This is a genomic window from Neptunicella marina (genome assembly GCF_014270035.1).
GTDB lineage: Bacteria > Pseudomonadota > Gammaproteobacteria > Enterobacterales > Alteromonadaceae > Neptunicella > Neptunicella marina.
Genome location: NZ_JACNEP010000001.1, coordinates 380,303 through 398,044, shown reverse-complemented (window position 1 = coordinate 398,044; position 17,742 = coordinate 380,303). Strand labels below are relative to the sequence as shown.

The window sequence follows — 17,742 nt, the reverse complement described above, 5'->3', positions numbered from 1 at the left end:
GCGTTAAGTTATTTGGCGATAAAACGGCTTAAATGCTTAATGCCCTGACTTAATACACTGGTGTTTAAGTCCTCTGATAATTCGGCTCCGGTCTGGCGATCAAATATCTTGTGGTTACCGTTGGAGTCCACTTCTATGCGACGGGTCGGATTCAGTAATACAATTTTGTCACCCAGGCTGGTCACCATCCAGTCACGCTTAAGTTGCATCAGGTTTTGTCCTGTGCTGTATAACTCAGTATTGGTTGAACAGCCCATCGCATTTAATAAAGTGGGGGCAATATCTTCATGTCCGGCAACACTGACCTGATCAACCCCCTGCAAGTTTGAATAAGTTGACACCTGTGAATCACTTTGCAACCCGGTAATCACAATTTGTCCGGCAGAAAAGTCAAAATGACTGAGTAGTTCCTGTGCTTGCTCAGGGCTGACAAAAGCGATAGCCAAACGGGCAGAATGTTGTGCAAACTGTTGTTTAAACGCGTCCCAACTGCTGTTGCCGTATTTAAAACCGGGTGCATAAACATAAGTTTCAAGCCCCAGTTTAGCCGGTAAATCAAGCAGTACTGGTGTGATGGGATACATCACATGCTGATACATTTCGGGTAAACCATATAAAAGACTGAACTGACCCGCGACCGCACTTGATGACAAATCATAGTAGTTATTGATTTTACTTACTGGCAATTCAGCCACCAGTGCATCGATATCACCATGATTTAACACCAGCAAGTTGACATTGCTTTGTGGGTTGATAGAGCAATATAACGCCGATGTGGGGTAATTTACGCCCTGAATACGGCGTTCCAGTTGTAATTGTTTGCGTTGTTCATAGCTGTCACGATCCAATAAATCGTACTTCGACATCAGGGTTTTAGCCGTTGCCGGATAAGACAGCGGGAACATGTCGTCCTGCTCGACAATAGGTTGATACAAGTTGGCATCTGCCCATATGTGGGTTGCGTGGCTGGTAACAAAACAAGCAATAAAAAACAGCGCCAGAGGTTGTGCGTATTTGCGTAACTTAAAGCGTTCAGTGCGTTTCCATAAGGCATTCGCCAGTATCAGCTGGAAACTCAGCCACACAATAAATAACAAGGCAAAAAAGCCCCATTGCTGCCAGCCAAAATTGGCAATTACATTGCGAGTTTCATTACGCAATAGTTCGGCTGAACTGAAACTAACATGCAGACCATACTTGGTATACACCAGCGCATCAAAAGCCAGTAAGGCCAGACCCACTGCGGCCACAACCGACGCAATGGCTTTGACTACTTTGACGTTTGGCAGCAAATAACACAGTGGTAAAATTAAGATAACAAAACCAATAAAGGTTAAAAAACTGATATGCCCAAACCAGTTAGAGAACAGGTAAACGGCGCCCAGAGCAGTATCAGGTAAACGGGAATTAAAGGTATAAATTGAGGCGATAACAATGGCGATCAAAATATTGAAAAAGGCAAACCAATGGCCCCATCCAACTAATTTTGTCACCCGCTGACGCCGGGGTGTTTCGGTTAAAATCATAGCGCTTGTCTTTTTTATTTAATTTTTACTGACTGGCTTTAACACTTTTTATTAAAACTTGGGTAAACTGCGCGACCATTTGCTCACGGTTGTCCGGTTTTACCTGATGCTGAAAAATGTTGGTCAGGATATTGCCCAATACCATTAATGACAAATCGCGATTCGCCTGGTGTTTTTCCAGCACATCGATAATGTCATGGGTCAGGGCTGTAAATTGTGAATCGGTATATTTAGACTGTTGTGGCATGTGTATTGGTCTTATTGAGTAATATGCGACATAGTAGCAAGTAAATGCAGGTAGCTCCATAATAACTGCGCCATGCTGGTGCAGTTGTAGAAACTACCATCAATAAAGTCGAAAAAGAGGTTGGTTCGCCCCATGAGTGCGATTATTCATCATTTTGTTGTTCATCAATTAGCAATTAACGAAGCGCAGGAACTGACGTTGGTTCCGCGTGAAAACTGTTACCCGGTTTCAGCTCAAATCGAAGGGTTAGCAGCACAACTTAACCAGGTATTTGCCGGTAAGCCAGGCAAAGGTGTTGGTGGTTTAATTGATGCAGACGAAGACAATTTCACCGGTGTTTTACAACAACTGGGTGAAGACGAACAAAGCTTTTACGACTTTAGTGTGGCGACAGCCAATATCCTCAAAAATACCCTGGTAGAATTTGGTCGGGCCGATACCGGCTTTTTGATTTTTTGTCAGTACCAGTTTTTAGCCACTGACTATATTTTTATTGGTTTGCTCAATACCAAACAACATGTGGAAATTAATCATAATCTGGAATTGAATTACAGTACCCATCTGGATTTAGCCAAGATGCAATTGGCCGCGCGTATCGACTTAACTGAGCGCCGTATTAATCCGGACGCCAATCGTTACGTAAGTTTCATTAAAGGTTTGGCCGGACGCAAAGTGTCTGATTTTTTTCTGGCGTTTTTAGGCTGCGAAGAGCTGGTTGATATCAAACAGCAAAATAAACAACTCGTTGCTGTGGTGGATGATTATTTCCAGAGTGAACAGCTCGACCCGCACGAAAAGCAACAAGGCCGTCAGCAAATGGTCGGTTACTACAAAGAAAAAATCGATGCGGGTGAAGATATTACCATCGAAGAACTGGCCGATCATTTACCTAAGGGTAATGCCAGTTTTGTTGATTTTGCGCGCAACACCGAACAACCCATGGAAGAAAAGTTTCAGGCCGATCCGGCTGTGATCAAAAGCCTGAGTAAATTTAGTGGCGGCGGAGCAGGATTAACCATTAGTTTTGAGCGCAAATTACTGGGCGAAAGGGTACAATATGACCCGCATTCCGATACCCTTTTAATTAAAGGCGTGCCGCCTAATTTGAAAGATCAGTTACTTAAGTCTGGTAATTAATCGTCTATTTTATTCATTTGGAGAAGTTACACCACCATGCAGTTATTTGTTAATGATCTCACCGTTATGGATTTTTCTTATCTGTGCCCACAGCGCGGTATGGTAGGAGAGTCCTGGATTGTTGATGTGATTTTAAACGGCGATCTCAACGAAGAAAGCATGGTTTTGGATTTCTCCAAAGTGAAAAAGCGTTTAAAGGCGCTGATAGATCAGTATGTTGATCATAAACTGCTGATCCCGGCTGAACATGCGTTTACCCGCATAGTGCCGCATGCACAAACCGATACCATTCAGGTCGATTTTAATCGCGAAGATAATAAATCTATCCATCTTAATTGCCCGGCAGAAGCCTATGCTTTTGTGTATAGCGATGCGGTGACCATGGAATCGGTAAGCCAGTATCTGAAAGACATTATTGCCACCCATTTACCGGAAAATGTCGCAGGGCTCGAGCTGTCTTTACGTGCAGAGCAAATCGATACCCCTTATTACCACTATACCCACGGCTTAAAGAAACATGACGGTAATTGCCAGCGAATTGCCCACGGGCATCGCTCAAAAGTGATCGTGTATCAGGATGGCGCTATCAGTGATAAATGGCAGCAATACTGGGCCGAGCGTTGGCAGGATATCTACATTGGCACAGAGGAAGATATTGTCACGGTGCAAACGCTGGGCATGACTGATCTTGCGGGTGAATTTGCCGACCATTATTGTTTTGCCTATGAATCCTCTCAGGGGCGCTTTGAGCTGATTATTCCAAAAGCAGAAAGCGACATAGTACAAACCGATTCTACGGTGGAATGTTTAGCGCAATTTATGGCAGACGAACAAAAACGCTTAGCGGCTGATGCAAATTACCGTGTATTTGCTTTTGAAGGTGTGGGCAAAGGGGCGATTGCTGATGCGTAAAGTGTGCTTGTTGTTATTAATGTTGTTGCCGTTGTCACTGCAGGCCATTGAACTTAAAGGACAAATGACGCAAGGCAGTATGATAGTTGGCAAAGTCGAGCCGGGTACTTTGGTTTGGTTAGATGACAAGCCATTGAAAGTAGCAGCAAACGGCGAGTTTTTATTTGCGTTTAGTCGTGAAGCAGAGCTATCCCACACGCTAAGCTGGCAGCAGGCGGGGGAGGATAAACAATCTCAATCCCTGGCGCTTAAAAAACGTGAATACAAAATCGACCGCATTGATGGTTTGCCGCCTAAAATGGTCACGCCAGATCCAAAGGTGATTGCGCGTATTCGTGAAGAAGGCAGGCGCATCTCCAAAGCCAGAACCCGCGACGATGACCGTACCGATTTTGCCATGGATTTTATCTGGCCTGCCAAAGGACGTATTAGCGGTGTATACGGCAGCCAGCGTGTATTAAACGGCAAACCCAAAAATCCACATTACGGTGTGGATATCGCTAATAAAGTGGGTACAGCTGTTGTAGCACCTGCCGATGGTATTGTGACTTTCTGGATGCCGGATATGTATTACTCTGGCGGTACTATGTTGATTGACCATGGCCATGGTATTACCTCCGCTTTTTTGCACCTTAGTAAAAGTGAAGTAAAGGTGGGTGACATGGTTAAACAAGGTCAGCTTGTGGCTCGCATTGGTAAAACCGGACGCGCCACAGGTCCGCATCTGGACTGGCGCATGAACTGGTTTAAAGTGCGTTTTGACCCGCAGTTATTAGTTAAAGGTAAACCCTGATTCAGGCAGTGTGAGTGCTCAGCGCCTGCTCAAAATTGTCATAAAAGGCTTTGCTGACTTTATTAAAATCCGTCCAGCCATCCATGTTGACCGCAAAATCCAGCGCCGAGCGACAACGTGCAATTAAGTCCTGCCAACCGCTGGTGGACCACTGTTGTTCCGGTAAGGGGGCGGTTTTAGTGGCAACACCATCAATTTGAAAGCCGTAAACCATGTGATGCATGTGAAATTGCATCATCATTTTGTCTGATTCGCTCATGTCGGCAGTCGCTTCATCCCATGCCTTTTTTACCCATTCTGGCGCGTTCGCCGGAGGGAAAGTAATAGTTTTGGCTTCACCGTGTTCAACAATACCATCGTTATTTAAATCTACCAGATCACTGCCATCTGGCTGAGCAAACAGGTTTTGTGCTCCTTCTTCAGATAACATGCTGGTGTTGATTGGATTAGCCAGGGAGTTACCCTGTTGCAGTAATTTAAGTTCGTCGGCGGACAAGCCTTGTACTACTTGTTTATAGCTTAAATGCTGCTCTTGTTGCTGAGCCTGGGCTTTAGTCAATAAGGCAGAAAAATCACTGACCTGCTGCTCACTCAACCCGCGTAGCTGCAGCAGTGACTGGGATTTTGTACTGAAATCATTTTGTATTTGCATGGCGTGATATGGTCTGTTGGCAAACTGTTATTGAGCAGATAGTACAAGTTATGTGCCAGAACGCGACTCACGTGTTTTATTTTATAAAGTTGTAATTGCGCAAGTGATGTCAGGTTTTTTGCGGCACAATAACGCAATATTTTGTGCAGTGTATTCAGTAAGTGAAGCAGATTATGCAAGTAGTTTCATATTTAAGTCGCTTTGAGAAGGTGTGTGCTTATATTAACCAGCATTTAGAGCAGCCATTGCGCTTAAGTGAATTGTGTGAGCTGGCACATTTATCTGAATTTCACTTCCACCGGCAATTTTCTGCCCTGACAGGTATGCCGCTGCGGCAATATATTCGCTTGCAACGTATGCACAAGGCGGCGTTCTATCTGATGTATCGAAATCATAGTGTGCAAAGGATCAGCGAAATGATTGGCTTTGAAAATGCGGAATCATTTTCACGTGCATTCAAACAGCAGTATGCACAATCGCCAACTGATTATCGAAAACATGCCAATACGGTACCCGTGTCTGTGCAGAAATTGCGTTTTACATCCCAAATAACGGAGCACAAAATGCAAGTTGAAATAACCGAATTACCTTCTTTAACCCTGGCGGTGATTGAGCATCAGGGGCCGCAACAACATTTACCCCAATCCATTGCTAAATTAATTCAATGGCGCAAAAAACAGGGTTTGTCGCCGGATAAAAGCCGTACTTTTAATGTGTTTTATCACGATCCTGACGATGTTAATCCTGCTGAGTACCGTATTGATGTCGGAGTATTAACCGATATCAGTCCCGAAGGCAGTGAATTGAAACAAAAAATCATTCCTGCCGGTCGTTATGCCTGCCTGCGTTATATGGGGGCCTGGCATCATATGCGTAGTGCGGTGGAATATTTGTATGGCGAATGGTTAACTGAATCCGCAGAGGAGTTAGCAGATTTTCCCTGTTTTTGTGAACGGATTAATCTTTATCCGGAAACCCCGGAACACCAGCTAATTACCGATATTTATTTACCTTTGGCGTAAAAGCATCAAATAGTTGCTGGTGATTTAACCAAGTCCGCTAATTTGCGCACTTTTTGTCACCGCAGCTATTGTTCATATTACAAAAATATTTAATAATTAATAATAATTATTATCATTTGAGGTAAGCAATTGTTTATGACCTTGTGGGACATCAAAGTAAAACAAATCGCACAGATCCATAGTTTAAGCTCTATGTTAAGTAGTGCGGTATCTCAACGTCTTGATGAGATGGGATTTAACCCCGGTCAGAATGTAATTTGCTTGCGTCGTTCTCCGCTTAAAGGCCCTGTTGTAGTGCAAATTGGCGACAGTGTTTATTCACTGGAGCAAAACGTTGCCAATAAAATTCAACTGGCATAAGTCAGCTGAATTCTCACCTTCTTATTTGCCTTTTTGGGTCATCACAGGTAGTTGAATGAAAAAGATTATTTTAGTCGGTAAACCAAACTGCGGGAAAAGCCTGTTATTTAATCAGTTAACCGGTCTGCGTCAAAAAGTAGCCAACTTTCCCGGCGTGACGGTGGAGTTGAAAAGCGGTCAGTTTAAACAGTTTGAAGTGGTTGATTTTCCCGGTACTTATTCTTTACAAACACTATCGCGCGATGAAGAAATTGCCATTAGTAAGTTGCATGAATCTTTATTGGATGATGACACCGCTCTGATGGTTTGTGTGCTGGATGCAACACGATTAGAGCGTAGCCTGGTGTTTGGTTTACAGGTTCAGCAACTGGCTAAAAAACACAATAAAGCCGTCGTATTTGTACTGAATATGATTGATGAGGTACAGCGCTATGGTTTAAAAATTGACACGGATGGATTGCAACAGGCTTTGGGTTCTCCCGTATTTGCGTTATCCGCCAAGGCACTGGTCGGATTGGCGGAATTTCAGCAAGCCTTGCCTGAACTGGCAGATAATCCACAGCAGCATATTCCTGATATTAGTGAAGAAACAACACAACTGAATGTATTGCAACAGGCAAAAACACTTGGCCAGACATACGGTATCAATGTGGATGTTATGCTGAAAAAGCAAAACCGTATTGATAACTTCCTGCTTAATAATGTATTCGGCGGCCTGGCCTTCCTGTTTATCATGTTTTTTCTGTTCCAGAGCGTATTTACCTGGGCGAATCCCTTAATGGATGGGGTTGAAGCATTGGTGGGGGAGTTGGCCGCTGTTGTCACCTCGTTTACCGGTGAAGGCATAGTCACAGATTTTCTTAATGATGCCATTTTTGGTGGTGTGGGGGCTTTTATTACCTTCGTACCGCAGATTATGGTGTTAACCCTGATTATCGGTTTGCTGGAAGACAGCGGCTATCTGGCACGCGCTGCGCTGATTTGTCATAAACCCTTAAGTTATTTTGGCCTTTCCGGCCGAAGTTTTATTCCATATTTGTCCGGTCATGCTTGTGCTATTCCGGCCATTATGGCTGCGCGTACTATTGAATCACCGCGCAAACGTCTGATTACCATGATGACTATTCCTTTAATGTCGTGTTCAGCCCGTTTACCTGTTTATGCGTTATTAATCGCCGTCTTGATCCCAGAAGATCATACAGTGTTAGGCATTTTTAACCTGCAGGGTGTGACCTTTTTTGGTTTATATCTGTTTGGCATTCTGATGGCGTTAGTGGTCAGCATAGTCATGAAACATGCACTACCACAACAAGATGATAAATCTGATATGCCTTTTATTCTGGAGTTACCTACCTACCGTTTACCACACTGGAAGCCTTTGTCCCAAAGGGTGCTAAACAGCGGTAAGCAGTTTATAAAACGTGCTGCTCCGGTGATTTTTGTGGTGTCAGTTGTGATTTGGTTTTTGGGGTATTTCCCACAAGGAGGAGGCTTACAAAACTCCTGGTTGGGTACAATTGGGCATGTGATTGAACCTGTCTTTGCACCGTTAGGACTGGACTGGCGTTATGGTGTGGCAATATTAATGTCGTTTGCAGCACGTGAGGTCTTTGTTGGTGCTCTGGGAACTATGTTAGGCATTGATGGTGCAGATGAAAATATCGGTGGACTGGCGGCGCAAATTCAGGCCGATGGTCTGGCATTAGGTGCCGGCATTGGTCTTTTGCTGTTTTATGTGGTTGCTCTGCAGTGTGTGGCCACCGTGGCGGTATTACGGGCTGAAACCGGGAAAAGCCGTATAGCATGGGGATTATTTGCTCTTTATGGTGTGCTTGCCTATTTCATTGCCATGACGACCTATCAAATTATTGGCTAAGTTGCCGGCAAAACAAGCCTGAACCAAAAACGCCGCATTTATCTGCGGCGTTTTTATTGGGGATTTAATTCGGCAGATGCTGATTTAAATTGATTTTGCCAGCCATTTATCGGCTAAGTCTTTGTCTTTAACTGTCAGATAAATACTGTCTTTTAACGCTGCTACAGGGCTAAACGTCAGTTTAAGCAGTTTGCCACGTCTAAAGACTAACAATGTTGTCTTAGCCGTTAATTTATCAATAAGACTTTGTAAATTGCTGGCCGTTATTTGCCATTCACCCAGTGCGACCAGTACATCTCCTTTGGCTAAACCTGCTTTGCTTGCGGGGGAGTCATTGAGTACCGAGGTGATTTTAACGCCGCTAGGTTCCGCATTATAGGTTGCACCAAACTGATGTTTAATGGCGCTGGTCAGCTTTTTACCACCTTTATCCTGATAATTATTAGCTGCCTGATAATTCACTTCTATGCCTTGCTGGTTTAGTAAATTATCAACAGGTAATGGGTCGGTGCTGTATAACATCTGATTCAACAGGTTGTCGGCATCAATCCCCATTTGTGTGCATAAATCGTGAATAACGCGCGGGTGCGTGCCATTAGGGGTTAACCCGTATTCACGCCACAAGGTTTGCATTAATTCGACCAGTGTCAGTTTCTGTTCACTATTTTGACGAATATATAAATCCAGACACAACGCTATTATCGCGCCTTTGCTGTAGTAACTGACAATGGCGTTGTTGGCGTTTTCATCTTGCTGGTAAAAGCGTGTCCAGGCATCAAAACTCGATTCGGTAACCGTTTGTTTAAATTTACCCAGATTGCGGTGCACGCGGGTTAACATCTGCCCCAGTAATTCAAGGTAACTCTCTTGTGAAACCACGCCACTTCTCACCAGTGCATAGTCATCAAAATAAGAGGTGATGCCCTCAAATATCCACAATTGTTCGGTGTAGGCTTCACGCGATAAATTTGCGTTAATATGTTCCTGTGGGCGAATACGTTTAACCAGCCAGCTGTGGAAAAATTCATGACTGCATAAGCTTAAAAATGTGCGATAGTTTTCTGATATTTCTTTGTTATCAGTCGGCGAGGGCAGATCATTGCGTCCACAAATTAGCGCAGTAGATGCGCGATGCTCCAGTCCGCCAAAACCGTTGTCTGTTACCATGGTCATAAAGACATAACGGTCAATATCCAGGCCATTGCTGAACATAGATAGATGATGATCACATAATTTACTGACATCATCTGCGATGCGCTGTTTGTCCAGTGATGCTGCACCAACAAATACCATATCAAACTGAATGCCATGTTGTTCAAATTGAATAAGATCCAAGTTACCCATCATTACCGGATGGTCAATTAATGCCTGATAATCTGGGGCCTGATATTCACCGAAGGCGTAAAGTGGGGTAGTGTCACTCAGTGGTAGGCTTGTGGCGACTTTCCATTGGTGAGTTTTGGCATGTTGACTTTGATTTAACGTTACTGCAACCGCCTGTTCTTGCTGGCCTTCGACCTGCATAAACACACTGGTTCCGTTGAAAAAGCCAAACTCCTGATCAAGGTAAGCCCCGCGAACAGAATAATCAAAGGCGTACACTTTGTAGTCTATTTCGATACTCTGCTGGCAGGGCTCGACTTTCCAACGTTGTTTATCCAGCTTAGAGTATGACAGAGCATCGCCATTGCTATTTTTTGCCGAAAATTCGCCAATATGTTTGCAAAAATCCCGAACCAGATAGCTGCCGGGGATCCAGGCAGGTAAGCTGAGCACTTGCCCATTTTTATCGGGGGTGGGGATGACAATCTTTACGCAAAATGTGTGGGTATTTATCTCGTCATGGCTAATAATATAATGCACAGAGGGAAATTGTTGTGTCATTGTTTTTGTTTCAGCTCACATAAAGTTATGGACAGATGGCAAAATTTTACAATAATTTGGCTTTAGAGTGTGGTGAACTTTGTAATTGGTTTTATGAAACCTGATTGTGTTTTTCTCTAACAGCAGCAAATGTGGCGTGGTTATTTGTATCAAAAATAATCAGCCAATGAAAAAACATTGTTCAGGAATTTAATACACCCATAAAAATCAACATGTTGTTAAATGTTTCTCTATAATCAACAGGTTATTAAATATACACGGACGTTGGTATTTTTAACTTACAGTTTCTTGTCGTACAAATTTAACGATGTACCTCAGTGTATTACGGGTGATAAAGATTTAAATGGCAATCCTTAAGCAAACTCAACGTCTGACATTAGAAGATTTAAAAAAGCTGCATGCGATGCATCCGGGCATGGCCGTTGATATGCAGTTAAAAGGCCCTAACGCCGCTAAAAGAGTGCGTTCTGAATTTATTGGCCGTGATGGTAATAAAATGTTGATGATAAAATTTCCTGATGAGAGCAAATGGGGAAATTTGCGTGACATGATTTTTAACGATGCGAACATTGTTGTGCGTTATATCCTTGAAGAAGATACCGGTGAAATTGTAGCATTTCAGAGTAAGGTTATGTTTGTGCTTACCAAACCTGTGCATATGATCTTTTTACAATTTCCAGGCAATATTCAGCTGCATGGTTTGCGCTCTACTAAACGCGCCTCAACCAGCATTCCTGCCAAAATTTTTAACGGCGACAATGAAAAATATTTAAAAGAGGGTGTGATTGTTGATATGTCCTCGACAGGTTGCCGTATTAGTGTAAAGAAGATAGGTCACAGCGAACAAAAACTGGAGAACGGCGAAATCTTTGTCCATATCGAAAGTAATCGTAAAGAGCCGCATATGATTAAAGCGATGATTGTAAATAGCAGAACTGATGGCCTGAGCTTTTATTATGGTATAAAGTTTGAACAATCAGCAGATTCTGTGTCTGAAATACTCGACGATTTGCTGGTCGCCATCTGATAAAACAATAATGACAGGCCACAGGCCATTTCGGAGAGCATGATGCGAAATATTGACCGATTAATGCAGGAATATTCAGAGAGTCATCAAAACCCTACCAACAAAAAAATCCACAACATTGCGGTGCCGGCGATTTATTTTGTCACCGTTGCGTTGCTTTACTGTATTCCGGTACTACCCATTATGGAAAAGTACGACTTTACCTTTGCGCATGTTGCAATTATTCCGGTACTTTTTTATTACTTTAAATTATCGGGGCCGGTGGGCGCCGCCATGACAGCTCTGAGTATTTTGGTATTCTGGGGCATTAAATGGCTGGAATATATGGATGTTTCTGTTTGGCAATTTAGCCTGATTTTATTTGTCGTGATGTGGATCCTGCAGTTTATTGGTCATGCTATTGAAGGTAAAAAACCCTCTTTCTTTAAGGATGTACAATTCCTGCTTATTGGACCGGTATGGGTTATTTCCGGTTTTCTCAAAAAATTAAATATCCAGTATTAATTCGTATTTAGTACTGCGACAAGTCAACACCGACTTAAGACCAGTGGCCGTGATTACCTCACGGCCCGCTTGATATAATCACTCGTTAACATTTCTAAGCGGATAAACACGTGACGATCAATAAGTGGTTTGAAGATAAGGAACGTTTTTTCTGGATCCTGCATACCGGTGGCTGGGCCGGTTTTGTGCTGGTGTATTATCTGGGATCGTTTCTGCACGATATGCGTGCTGTGTTTGTTTTGGTTATTGTGCTTAATGGTATTGCGGGCTGGTTACTGACTATCCCTCTGCGTTATCTCTATCGTCGTATCTGGGATTTTCAACCACTGGCATTAATTGGCAGCATGTTACTGGCTTCCTATTTAATTGCACTGGTATGGACGGTGATTAAAAACCTGCATTATTGGGAAATTTATAAATTTGGTTATGTGCCCGAAGACTGGATTTATTATTTCACCAATAGCCTGGCTTCGTTTTATATCATTTTCAGCTGGAGTGGGCTGTATTTTGGTATCAAGTATTACCAGATGCTGCAGGCAGAAAAACGTAATGTATTAAAGGCGTCGAGCATGGCACATCAGGCTCATTTGAAAATGCTACGCTACCAGTTAAATCCTCACTTCTTGTTTAATACCTTAAACGCCATATCTACTCTGATTTTGGTTAAAGAAAACGATACTGCCAATAAAATGGTTAGTCGATTAAGTGACTTTTTGCGTTATTCACTGGACAAAGATCCGATTAAAACGGTGACATTAAAGCAGGAAGTTCAGGTGGAAAGTTTGTATCTGGATATCGAAAAAGTACGCTTCGACGACCGTTTAACAGTGCACTTTGCAATCGATCCTGAAGTGGAAAATGCGTTAGTTCCCAGTATGTTATTGCAACCATTAATTGAAAACTCGATTAAATATGCCATTGCTGCATCTGAACAAGGTGGTACTATTTGGATATCAGCAAACGCATTTGGCAAAGATGTATTGATTGAAGTCGCAGACAACGGCCCCGGTGTGAATTTGGATGAATCCTCTATGTACCGTAGCAAAGGCGTCGGTTTGCCAAATATTAAGGAGCGTTTGCAGTCATTGTATGGAGACAATTACTCATTTGATATTGCTAAAAATCAGCCCACGGGTGTTAAAGTCCGCATAAGGCTACCATTTCAGGAAAAAAAACGTGGAAAGGAAAATTAAAACCCTGATAGTAGATGATGAGCCGCTGGCCAGGCGGGGATTATCGGTTCGTTTACAGGATTTTGAACAGATTCAATTGGTGGGTGAATGTCATAATGGCAACGATGCAGCCAATAAAATAGTCGCGTTAAAACCTGATTTGGTTTTTCTTGATATCCAAATGCCGGGTATGAATGGCTTTCAGCTGATTCAGTATCTGGCGCAAAATCATCATCCTCTTCCCCTGATTATTTTTGTCACGGCTTACGATACCTACGCGATTAAAGCCTTTGATGTGCATGCGCTGGACTATGTGCTTAAGCCGGTGGACAACGAGCGTTTAGGTCAGGCTATTAATAAAGTGATGCAACATTATCAGTTGCGCGAAGGCGAACAACAAAAGCGTCATCTGGCTTCTTTGGTGGCCAATTTCACAGGTGAAGATTGCGAAACCATATTGCAGGACCTGGCCGAAGGTAAAAACATTAATATTAATCCTTATCCGGATGTACTGGCGGTTAAAGATGGTAATGAGGTTACCCGGGTGGCGTTATCTGATATTAAATGGATAGACGCTGCAGGAGATTATATGTGTGTGCATTCGGTGAATGGTACCCATATTATGCGCAGTACCATGAAGGAGCTCGAAGAATTACTCGACCCCAGACATTTTGTGCGTGTGCACCGTTCAGCTATTGTCAATATTCGGTTTGTGACCAAAATGGTAAGTCATGTGAGTGGTGAGTATCACCTTATTTTAACCTGTGGTAGCGAGCTTAAAGTCAGTCGTAGTAATAGGGATAAAGTGAAAACCATGGTAGGTGTATAACACATTCGGTCATCAATGTAGTTGGGCGGTTATGACAACATCCTGTAGACGCTTTTATCAGTTTTTTCTTGCGGTGAGCCTATTGCTTGCAGGTTTTGCTGCGCGAGCCAGTGTCGTTGATGTTTTGTTTACCCACGCAAGGGTGATTGATGGTAGTGGCAGACCTGCTTTTATTGGTGATGTTGCGGTGACGGGAGGGCAGGTCAGCTTTGTTGGAGACGCCGCTAAACACAATATTATCGCTACGCAAACTATTGATGCGGCGGGTAAATATTTAACCCCTGGGTTTATTGATTTACATGCTCATGGCAATCCGGTTAAAGATGGTGCTTTTACTAACTTTATTAGCATGGGGGTTACCAGCGTTGTACTGGGACAGGATGGTTTTAGCCCGGCTATTAGTGGTATCCAGAGCTGGCAACAGCAGTGGGATCCACAGGGTGTTGCAGTTAATATTGGCATGCTGGTTGGTCATGGTAGTCTGCGCCGCTATGTTGGAATAGGAAACGTTTCCAACGTATCTGAAAAGCAAATCTCAGCAATGGAAAGTGTGTTAAACAACGCACTTGATACGCATTTTGGTTTATCAACCGGTCTCGAATATGTGCCTGCAATCCATGCTCCCGAATCAGAGCTCATCGCGCTGGCCAAAATTGTTGGTAAAAAACACCGGCTGATCATGAGTCATATGCGTAGTGAGGACGATGACAAACTTTTTACCTCAATTCATGAACTGGCGCGTCAGGGCAAGTTTGCCAAAGTACATATTTCGCATATTAAATCTGTTTATGGCCAGGGCGCTGAGCGTGGTAAGGACATCGTGGCGCTGCTGGAGCAATACAATAACGAACGTATTCATATTACAGCGGATATCTACCCCTATACGGCAAGTTATACCGGTTTAGCCATATTATTTCCGCAATGGGCAAAAACCGATGGCATGATGCAGCGGGCAGTGCAGACCCGTCGTAAAGAGCTGGAGCAATATTTATTAAATAAAGTGTTATCCCGCGGAGGGCCGGGCAGCACCTTAATGGGGACCGGCAAATATAAGGGAAGAACGCTGGAAGAAGTCGCCACCTTGCTGGAAAAGCCTTTTCAGGATGTATTAATTGATGATCTGGGGCCTGAAGGTGCCTCTGCCGCTTATTTTATTATGGACGATGCACTTCAGGAAGAATTGCTGAAAAGCCGTTTGGTGGCAATTGGTTCCGATGGCAGCCCGACTATGTATCATCCGCGGGGCTATGGCAGTTTTGCAAAAGTTTTGCAGCAATATGTTAAACAACAGGGTCTGTTAACCATTGAAAAAGCCATCTATAAAATGACAGGATTGGCTGCGCAGATCATCGGGTTACCGAAACGAGGATTGATTCGCGAAGGATACAGCGCTGACCTGTTGTTGTTTGACCTTAATCAGATAAAAAGTCATGCTGACTATCAGCATCCTCATCAGTTAGCCACCGGATTTGAATGGGTGATGGTTAATGGTAAGTTTGCTATTGAGCAAGGTAACGTTAATTTAAACAGACAAGGACAATTATTATTACCAGCTTCTTACAATCAAGAGCATTAGTTGCACTGGCAGTTATTTTCGCCAGTCCTTTGCTCCGGGCTGAACAGCCGTCACTACCTGCTGATTTTTCCAGTGTTAATAAACTGATCCCCAATGCAATTTATCAAATGCGTTATGCCACCCGTAATAATTTTGTTGGCAGTGTGGTTGATGGTTATCAGGCACGGCAATGTATTTTGAAAACGACCGCGGCAACGTCATTGCAATTGGTGGCACAAGCAGCAAAGACTCAGGGGTTAAAGCTGGTGTTATTTGATTGTTACCGACCACAGCGCGCGGTAGATCATTTTGTGCGTTGGGTGAATGACATTGAGGATACTAAAACCAAAACCGAATATTATCCTAATCTCGATAAAGGCGTTTTGCTGGGTGACTATATCGCGGAAAAGTCCGGCCATAGTCGTGGTTACACCATAGACTTAAGCCTTGCGCAGAAAAATGAACAGGGTCAGTGGCAATTGCTGGATATGGGGGGGCAGTTTGATTTGTTTGATCCTCTGTCCAATACCGATAACCCGGAGGTTACGGCTCAACAAAGAGCTAACCGTTATACCCTCAAAAATTTAATGGCAAAGGGCAATTTCAGTAATTATCCCATGGAGTGGTGGCATTACACCCATGAACAGGATAGCCAGCAAACAACGAAACATTATTATAACTTTCCGGTGTTAGCTTATTAATCGAGGCGCGCAAGGCAGTTAAACGCATATTTTCACTAATGATAACAGAGCCAGAACGGAGAACGAGAGTGGCTGGAGAAACCGATTTAGAGCATATTCTGGCAAGTTTATCGCCAGTATTATCTGAGCAGGAATTTGTATTTTGTACCTTTGTGCATGGACAAATCGGTGACTTTTTGGGCATGGAGCCTATGGCACATTTTGTGGAGCCAGAAGGTATAACCCTGATTGTTAAGCGTGAAACGGCGGAGCGGTTTGCCGTGGATTTTGAGGGGGTATTTAAGTGTATCACGCTTAAAGTGCATTCTTCACTTGAGGCCGTCGGATTAACGGCTGCGATAAGCCAGCATTTAGCGGCTCATCATATTAGTGCCAATGTGGTAGCAGCTTATTACCATGACCATGTATTTGTGCCGGTAAAACTGGCCTATAAAGCCATGCATGTATTAACTGAATTATCGGAACAATATCAGCAAAAGGCAGGTTAAGTTAGTGGCTAAAACCCAGTGTTAGACCGGGTTTTTAACCAGATCAAAAAAGTCCTGCTGGATTTCTACTAAATATGGATCCAATGGTTTTTTGCTGCTACGTGTTTGTTCCAGAGGTATCTCAACTACATTGTGGTTTTGTTCCCCAATCATTATCAGGTGCTTGCCATCACGAGCGGCTTCAACAGCATATGCCCCGAGTTTTGTCGCGAGGATCCTGTCCATGCTGACCGGTGAACCACCACGTTGAATGTAACCCAGAATGACGGGTTTACAATCTACATTCATTTCTTCGGTTAATTTGGTCGCCAGTGCGTTTGCGCCGCCGGGATAAAGGTTTTCTGTAATGACAATAATGTAACTGCACATACCGCGTTTTTCACGAGTGACTTTTACATGACGCATGATTTGCTTTAAATCGATAGCGTTACCATCGTCTACCAATTCTGGTAACAACATTTGTTCGGCTCCGGAGCCTATTGCCGCATTTAAGCCAATAAATCCGGCATGACGGCCCATTACCTCTATCAGAAAAATACGCTCAAATGCATCAGCGGTATCACGCACTTTGTCAATTGCTTCCAGTGCCGTATCTATCGCCGTGTAATAGCCGATAGTGCCGTCGGTACCGGTAATGTCATTATCGATAGTACCGGGCAGGGTAATTATTTGTCCGTCCCAGTGACGGCCAAGGTGTTCAGCCCCCATAAATGAGCCATTGCCACCAATTATCAGCAATGCATCGATGTGCATGTCATTAAGATTTTGTGCTGCACGTTCTGCGGATTCGGTGCTGACAAATTCAGGGCAGCGGGCACTGCGTAAAATGGTACCGCCACGCTGAATAATATTGACCACATCACCTGGGTGAAGTGGCTGATATTCGCGTTTTAATAACCCGTTGTATCCGTGACGATAACCAATAACCTCAATTTGATTACGATGCGCAGTTAATACGATGGCGCGGATACATGCATTCATACCCGGAGCATCACCACCTGATGTTAACACTGCGATACGCTTCATAATCTTTTCCTTGCGTTGGAATGAATTTATT

At 43.5% G+C, this 17,742-nt stretch carries 18 protein-coding genes; 13 read left to right on the top strand and 5 right to left on the bottom strand.

Translation table 11 applies throughout. The annotated features are described in order from the left end of the window. Positions 1 to 8: 8 nt before the first annotated feature. Complete coding sequence (locus H8B19_RS01870) at positions 9 to 1,526, bottom strand: DUF3413 domain-containing protein (RefSeq protein WP_186505070.1); 1,518 nt, start codon at positions 1,524 to 1,526, stop codon at positions 9 to 11. Between the two features lie 25 nt (positions 1,527 to 1,551). After that, positions 1,552 to 1,773, bottom strand: a complete 222-nt coding sequence (locus H8B19_RS01865; protein ID WP_186505069.1) for a YejL family protein — start codon at positions 1,771 to 1,773, stop codon at positions 1,552 to 1,554. Positions 1,774 to 1,905: 132 nt separating this feature from the next. On the opposite strand from H8B19_RS01865, the gene yejK reads away from it, so the two are divergent. Genes yejK through H8B19_RS01850 form a run of 3 tightly spaced genes read left to right on the top strand, consistent with a single transcriptional unit; the run spans position 1,906 to position 4,615 of the window. Beyond that, on the top strand, positions 1,906 to 2,910 hold the full coding sequence (yejK, locus tag H8B19_RS01860; protein ID WP_186505068.1) for a nucleoid-associated protein YejK: 1,005 nt from the start codon (positions 1,906 to 1,908) through the stop codon (positions 2,908 to 2,910). Between the two features lie 36 nt (positions 2,911 to 2,946). After that, a complete protein-coding gene (locus H8B19_RS01855) occupies positions 2,947 to 3,822 on the top strand; it encodes a 6-pyruvoyl trahydropterin synthase family protein (protein ID WP_186505067.1) in 876 nt (291 codons plus the stop codon). After that, complete coding sequence (locus H8B19_RS01850) at positions 3,815 to 4,615, top strand: M23 family metallopeptidase (RefSeq protein ID WP_186505066.1); 801 nt, start codon at positions 3,815 to 3,817, stop codon at positions 4,613 to 4,615. The genes H8B19_RS01855 and H8B19_RS01850 overlap by 8 nt, the downstream gene beginning before the upstream one ends. 1 nt (position 4,616) lies before the next feature. Here the strand turns inward: H8B19_RS01850 and H8B19_RS01845 are convergent, their stop codons facing one another. Next, positions 4,617 to 5,267, bottom strand: coding sequence for a hypothetical protein (locus H8B19_RS01845; protein ID WP_186505065.1), 651 nt, complete (start codon positions 5,265 to 5,267; stop codon positions 4,617 to 4,619). A 173-nt stretch (positions 5,268 to 5,440) separates the two neighbouring features. Here H8B19_RS01845 and H8B19_RS01840 point away from each other — a divergent pair, with 173 nt between their 5' ends. From H8B19_RS01840 to feoB, 3 genes are all read left to right on the top strand, one after another. Then, complete coding sequence (locus H8B19_RS01840; RefSeq protein ID WP_186505064.1) at positions 5,441 to 6,289, top strand: AraC family transcriptional regulator; 849 nt, start codon at positions 5,441 to 5,443, stop codon at positions 6,287 to 6,289. Positions 6,290 to 6,424: 135 nt separating this feature from the next. Continuing rightward, positions 6,425 to 6,649: a FeoA family protein gene (locus H8B19_RS01835; protein ID WP_186505063.1), complete on the top strand. Its 225-nt coding sequence runs from the start codon at positions 6,425 to 6,427 to the stop codon at positions 6,647 to 6,649. A 55-nt stretch (positions 6,650 to 6,704) separates the two neighbouring features. Continuing rightward, positions 6,705 to 8,525 carry a ferrous iron transporter B gene (feoB, locus tag H8B19_RS01830; RefSeq protein WP_186505062.1) on the top strand — a complete coding sequence of 607 codons (1,821 nt, stop codon included), beginning with the start codon at positions 6,705 to 6,707 and terminating at the stop codon, positions 8,523 to 8,525. A gap of 84 nt (positions 8,526 to 8,609) precedes the next feature. Here the strand turns inward: feoB and H8B19_RS01825 are convergent, their stop codons facing one another. Next, a complete protein-coding gene (locus H8B19_RS01825) occupies positions 8,610 to 10,409 on the bottom strand; it encodes a M61 family metallopeptidase (protein WP_186505061.1) in 1,800 nt (599 codons plus the stop codon). 343 nt (positions 10,410 to 10,752) lie between these two features. Here H8B19_RS01825 and H8B19_RS01820 point away from each other — a divergent pair, with 343 nt between their 5' ends. From H8B19_RS01820 to H8B19_RS01790, 7 genes are all read left to right on the top strand, one after another. Further along, on the top strand, positions 10,753 to 11,436 hold the full coding sequence (locus H8B19_RS01820) for a flagellar brake domain-containing protein (RefSeq protein ID WP_186505060.1): 684 nt from the start codon (positions 10,753 to 10,755) through the stop codon (positions 11,434 to 11,436). A 42-nt stretch (positions 11,437 to 11,478) separates the two neighbouring features. Then, positions 11,479 to 11,940 carry an Mpo1 family 2-hydroxy fatty acid dioxygenase gene (locus H8B19_RS01815; protein WP_186505185.1) on the top strand — a complete coding sequence of 154 codons (462 nt, stop codon included), beginning with the start codon at positions 11,479 to 11,481 and terminating at the stop codon, positions 11,938 to 11,940. A gap of 116 nt (positions 11,941 to 12,056) precedes the next feature. Further along, positions 12,057 to 13,133 carry a histidine kinase gene (locus H8B19_RS01810; RefSeq protein ID WP_186505184.1) on the top strand — a complete coding sequence of 359 codons (1,077 nt, stop codon included), beginning with the start codon at positions 12,057 to 12,059 and terminating at the stop codon, positions 13,131 to 13,133. Then, positions 13,117 to 13,941 carry a response regulator gene (locus H8B19_RS01805; protein WP_186505059.1) on the top strand — a complete coding sequence of 275 codons (825 nt, stop codon included), beginning with the start codon at positions 13,117 to 13,119 and terminating at the stop codon, positions 13,939 to 13,941. Before H8B19_RS01810 ends, H8B19_RS01805 begins: the two co-directional genes overlap by 17 nt. Positions 13,942 to 13,972: 31 nt before the next feature. Next, on the top strand, positions 13,973 to 15,517 hold the full coding sequence (locus H8B19_RS01800) for an N-acyl-D-amino-acid deacylase family protein (protein WP_186505058.1): 1,545 nt from the start codon (positions 13,973 to 13,975) through the stop codon (positions 15,515 to 15,517). Between the two features lie 29 nt (positions 15,518 to 15,546). Further along, a complete protein-coding gene (locus H8B19_RS01795; RefSeq protein WP_206683151.1) occupies positions 15,547 to 16,197 on the top strand; it encodes a M15 family metallopeptidase in 651 nt (216 codons plus the stop codon). Positions 16,198 to 16,265: 68 nt separating this feature from the next. Next, positions 16,266 to 16,685: an ACT domain-containing protein gene (locus H8B19_RS01790; RefSeq protein ID WP_186505057.1), complete on the top strand. Its 420-nt coding sequence runs from the start codon at positions 16,266 to 16,268 to the stop codon at positions 16,683 to 16,685. 21 nt (positions 16,686 to 16,706) lie between these two features. Here the strand turns inward: H8B19_RS01790 and H8B19_RS01785 are convergent, their stop codons facing one another. Continuing rightward, on the bottom strand, positions 16,707 to 17,711 hold the full coding sequence (locus H8B19_RS01785) for an ATP-dependent 6-phosphofructokinase (protein ID WP_186505056.1): 1,005 nt from the start codon (positions 17,709 to 17,711) through the stop codon (positions 16,707 to 16,709). Positions 17,712 to 17,742: the final 31 nt, after the last annotated feature.

What these genes read in the sequence shown, in the direction of transcription:
- H8B19_RS01870 (WP_186505070.1), bottom strand. Translation starts at nt 1,526, where the DNA reads ATGATTTTAACCGAAACACCCCGGCGTCAGCGGGTGACAAAATTAGTT.
- H8B19_RS01865 (WP_186505069.1), bottom strand. Translation starts at nt 1,773, where the DNA reads ATGCCACAACAGTCTAAATATACCGATTCACAATTTACAGCCCTGACC.
- yejK (WP_186505068.1), top strand. Translation starts at nt 1,906, where the DNA reads ATGAGTGCGATTATTCATCATTTTGTTGTTCATCAATTAGCAATTAAC.
- H8B19_RS01855 (WP_186505067.1), top strand. Translation starts at nt 2,947, where the DNA reads ATGCAGTTATTTGTTAATGATCTCACCGTTATGGATTTTTCTTATCTG.
- H8B19_RS01850 (WP_186505066.1), top strand. Translation starts at nt 3,815, where the DNA reads ATGCGTAAAGTGTGCTTGTTGTTATTAATGTTGTTGCCGTTGTCACTG.
- H8B19_RS01845 (WP_186505065.1), bottom strand. Translation starts at nt 5,267, where the DNA reads ATGCAAATACAAAATGATTTCAGTACAAAATCCCAGTCACTGCTGCAG.
- H8B19_RS01840 (WP_186505064.1), top strand. Translation starts at nt 5,441, where the DNA reads ATGCAAGTAGTTTCATATTTAAGTCGCTTTGAGAAGGTGTGTGCTTAT.
- H8B19_RS01835 (WP_186505063.1), top strand. Translation starts at nt 6,425, where the DNA reads ATGACCTTGTGGGACATCAAAGTAAAACAAATCGCACAGATCCATAGT.
- feoB (WP_186505062.1), top strand. Translation starts at nt 6,705, where the DNA reads ATGAAAAAGATTATTTTAGTCGGTAAACCAAACTGCGGGAAAAGCCTG.
- H8B19_RS01825 (WP_186505061.1), bottom strand. Translation starts at nt 10,409, where the DNA reads ATGACACAACAATTTCCCTCTGTGCATTATATTATTAGCCATGACGAG.
- H8B19_RS01820 (WP_186505060.1), top strand. Translation starts at nt 10,753, where the DNA reads ATGGCAATCCTTAAGCAAACTCAACGTCTGACATTAGAAGATTTAAAA.
- H8B19_RS01815 (WP_186505185.1), top strand. Translation starts at nt 11,479, where the DNA reads ATGCGAAATATTGACCGATTAATGCAGGAATATTCAGAGAGTCATCAA.
- H8B19_RS01800 (WP_186505058.1), top strand. Translation starts at nt 13,973, where the DNA reads ATGACAACATCCTGTAGACGCTTTTATCAGTTTTTTCTTGCGGTGAGC.
- H8B19_RS01785 (WP_186505056.1), bottom strand. Translation starts at nt 17,711, where the DNA reads ATGAAGCGTATCGCAGTGTTAACATCAGGTGGTGATGCTCCGGGTATG.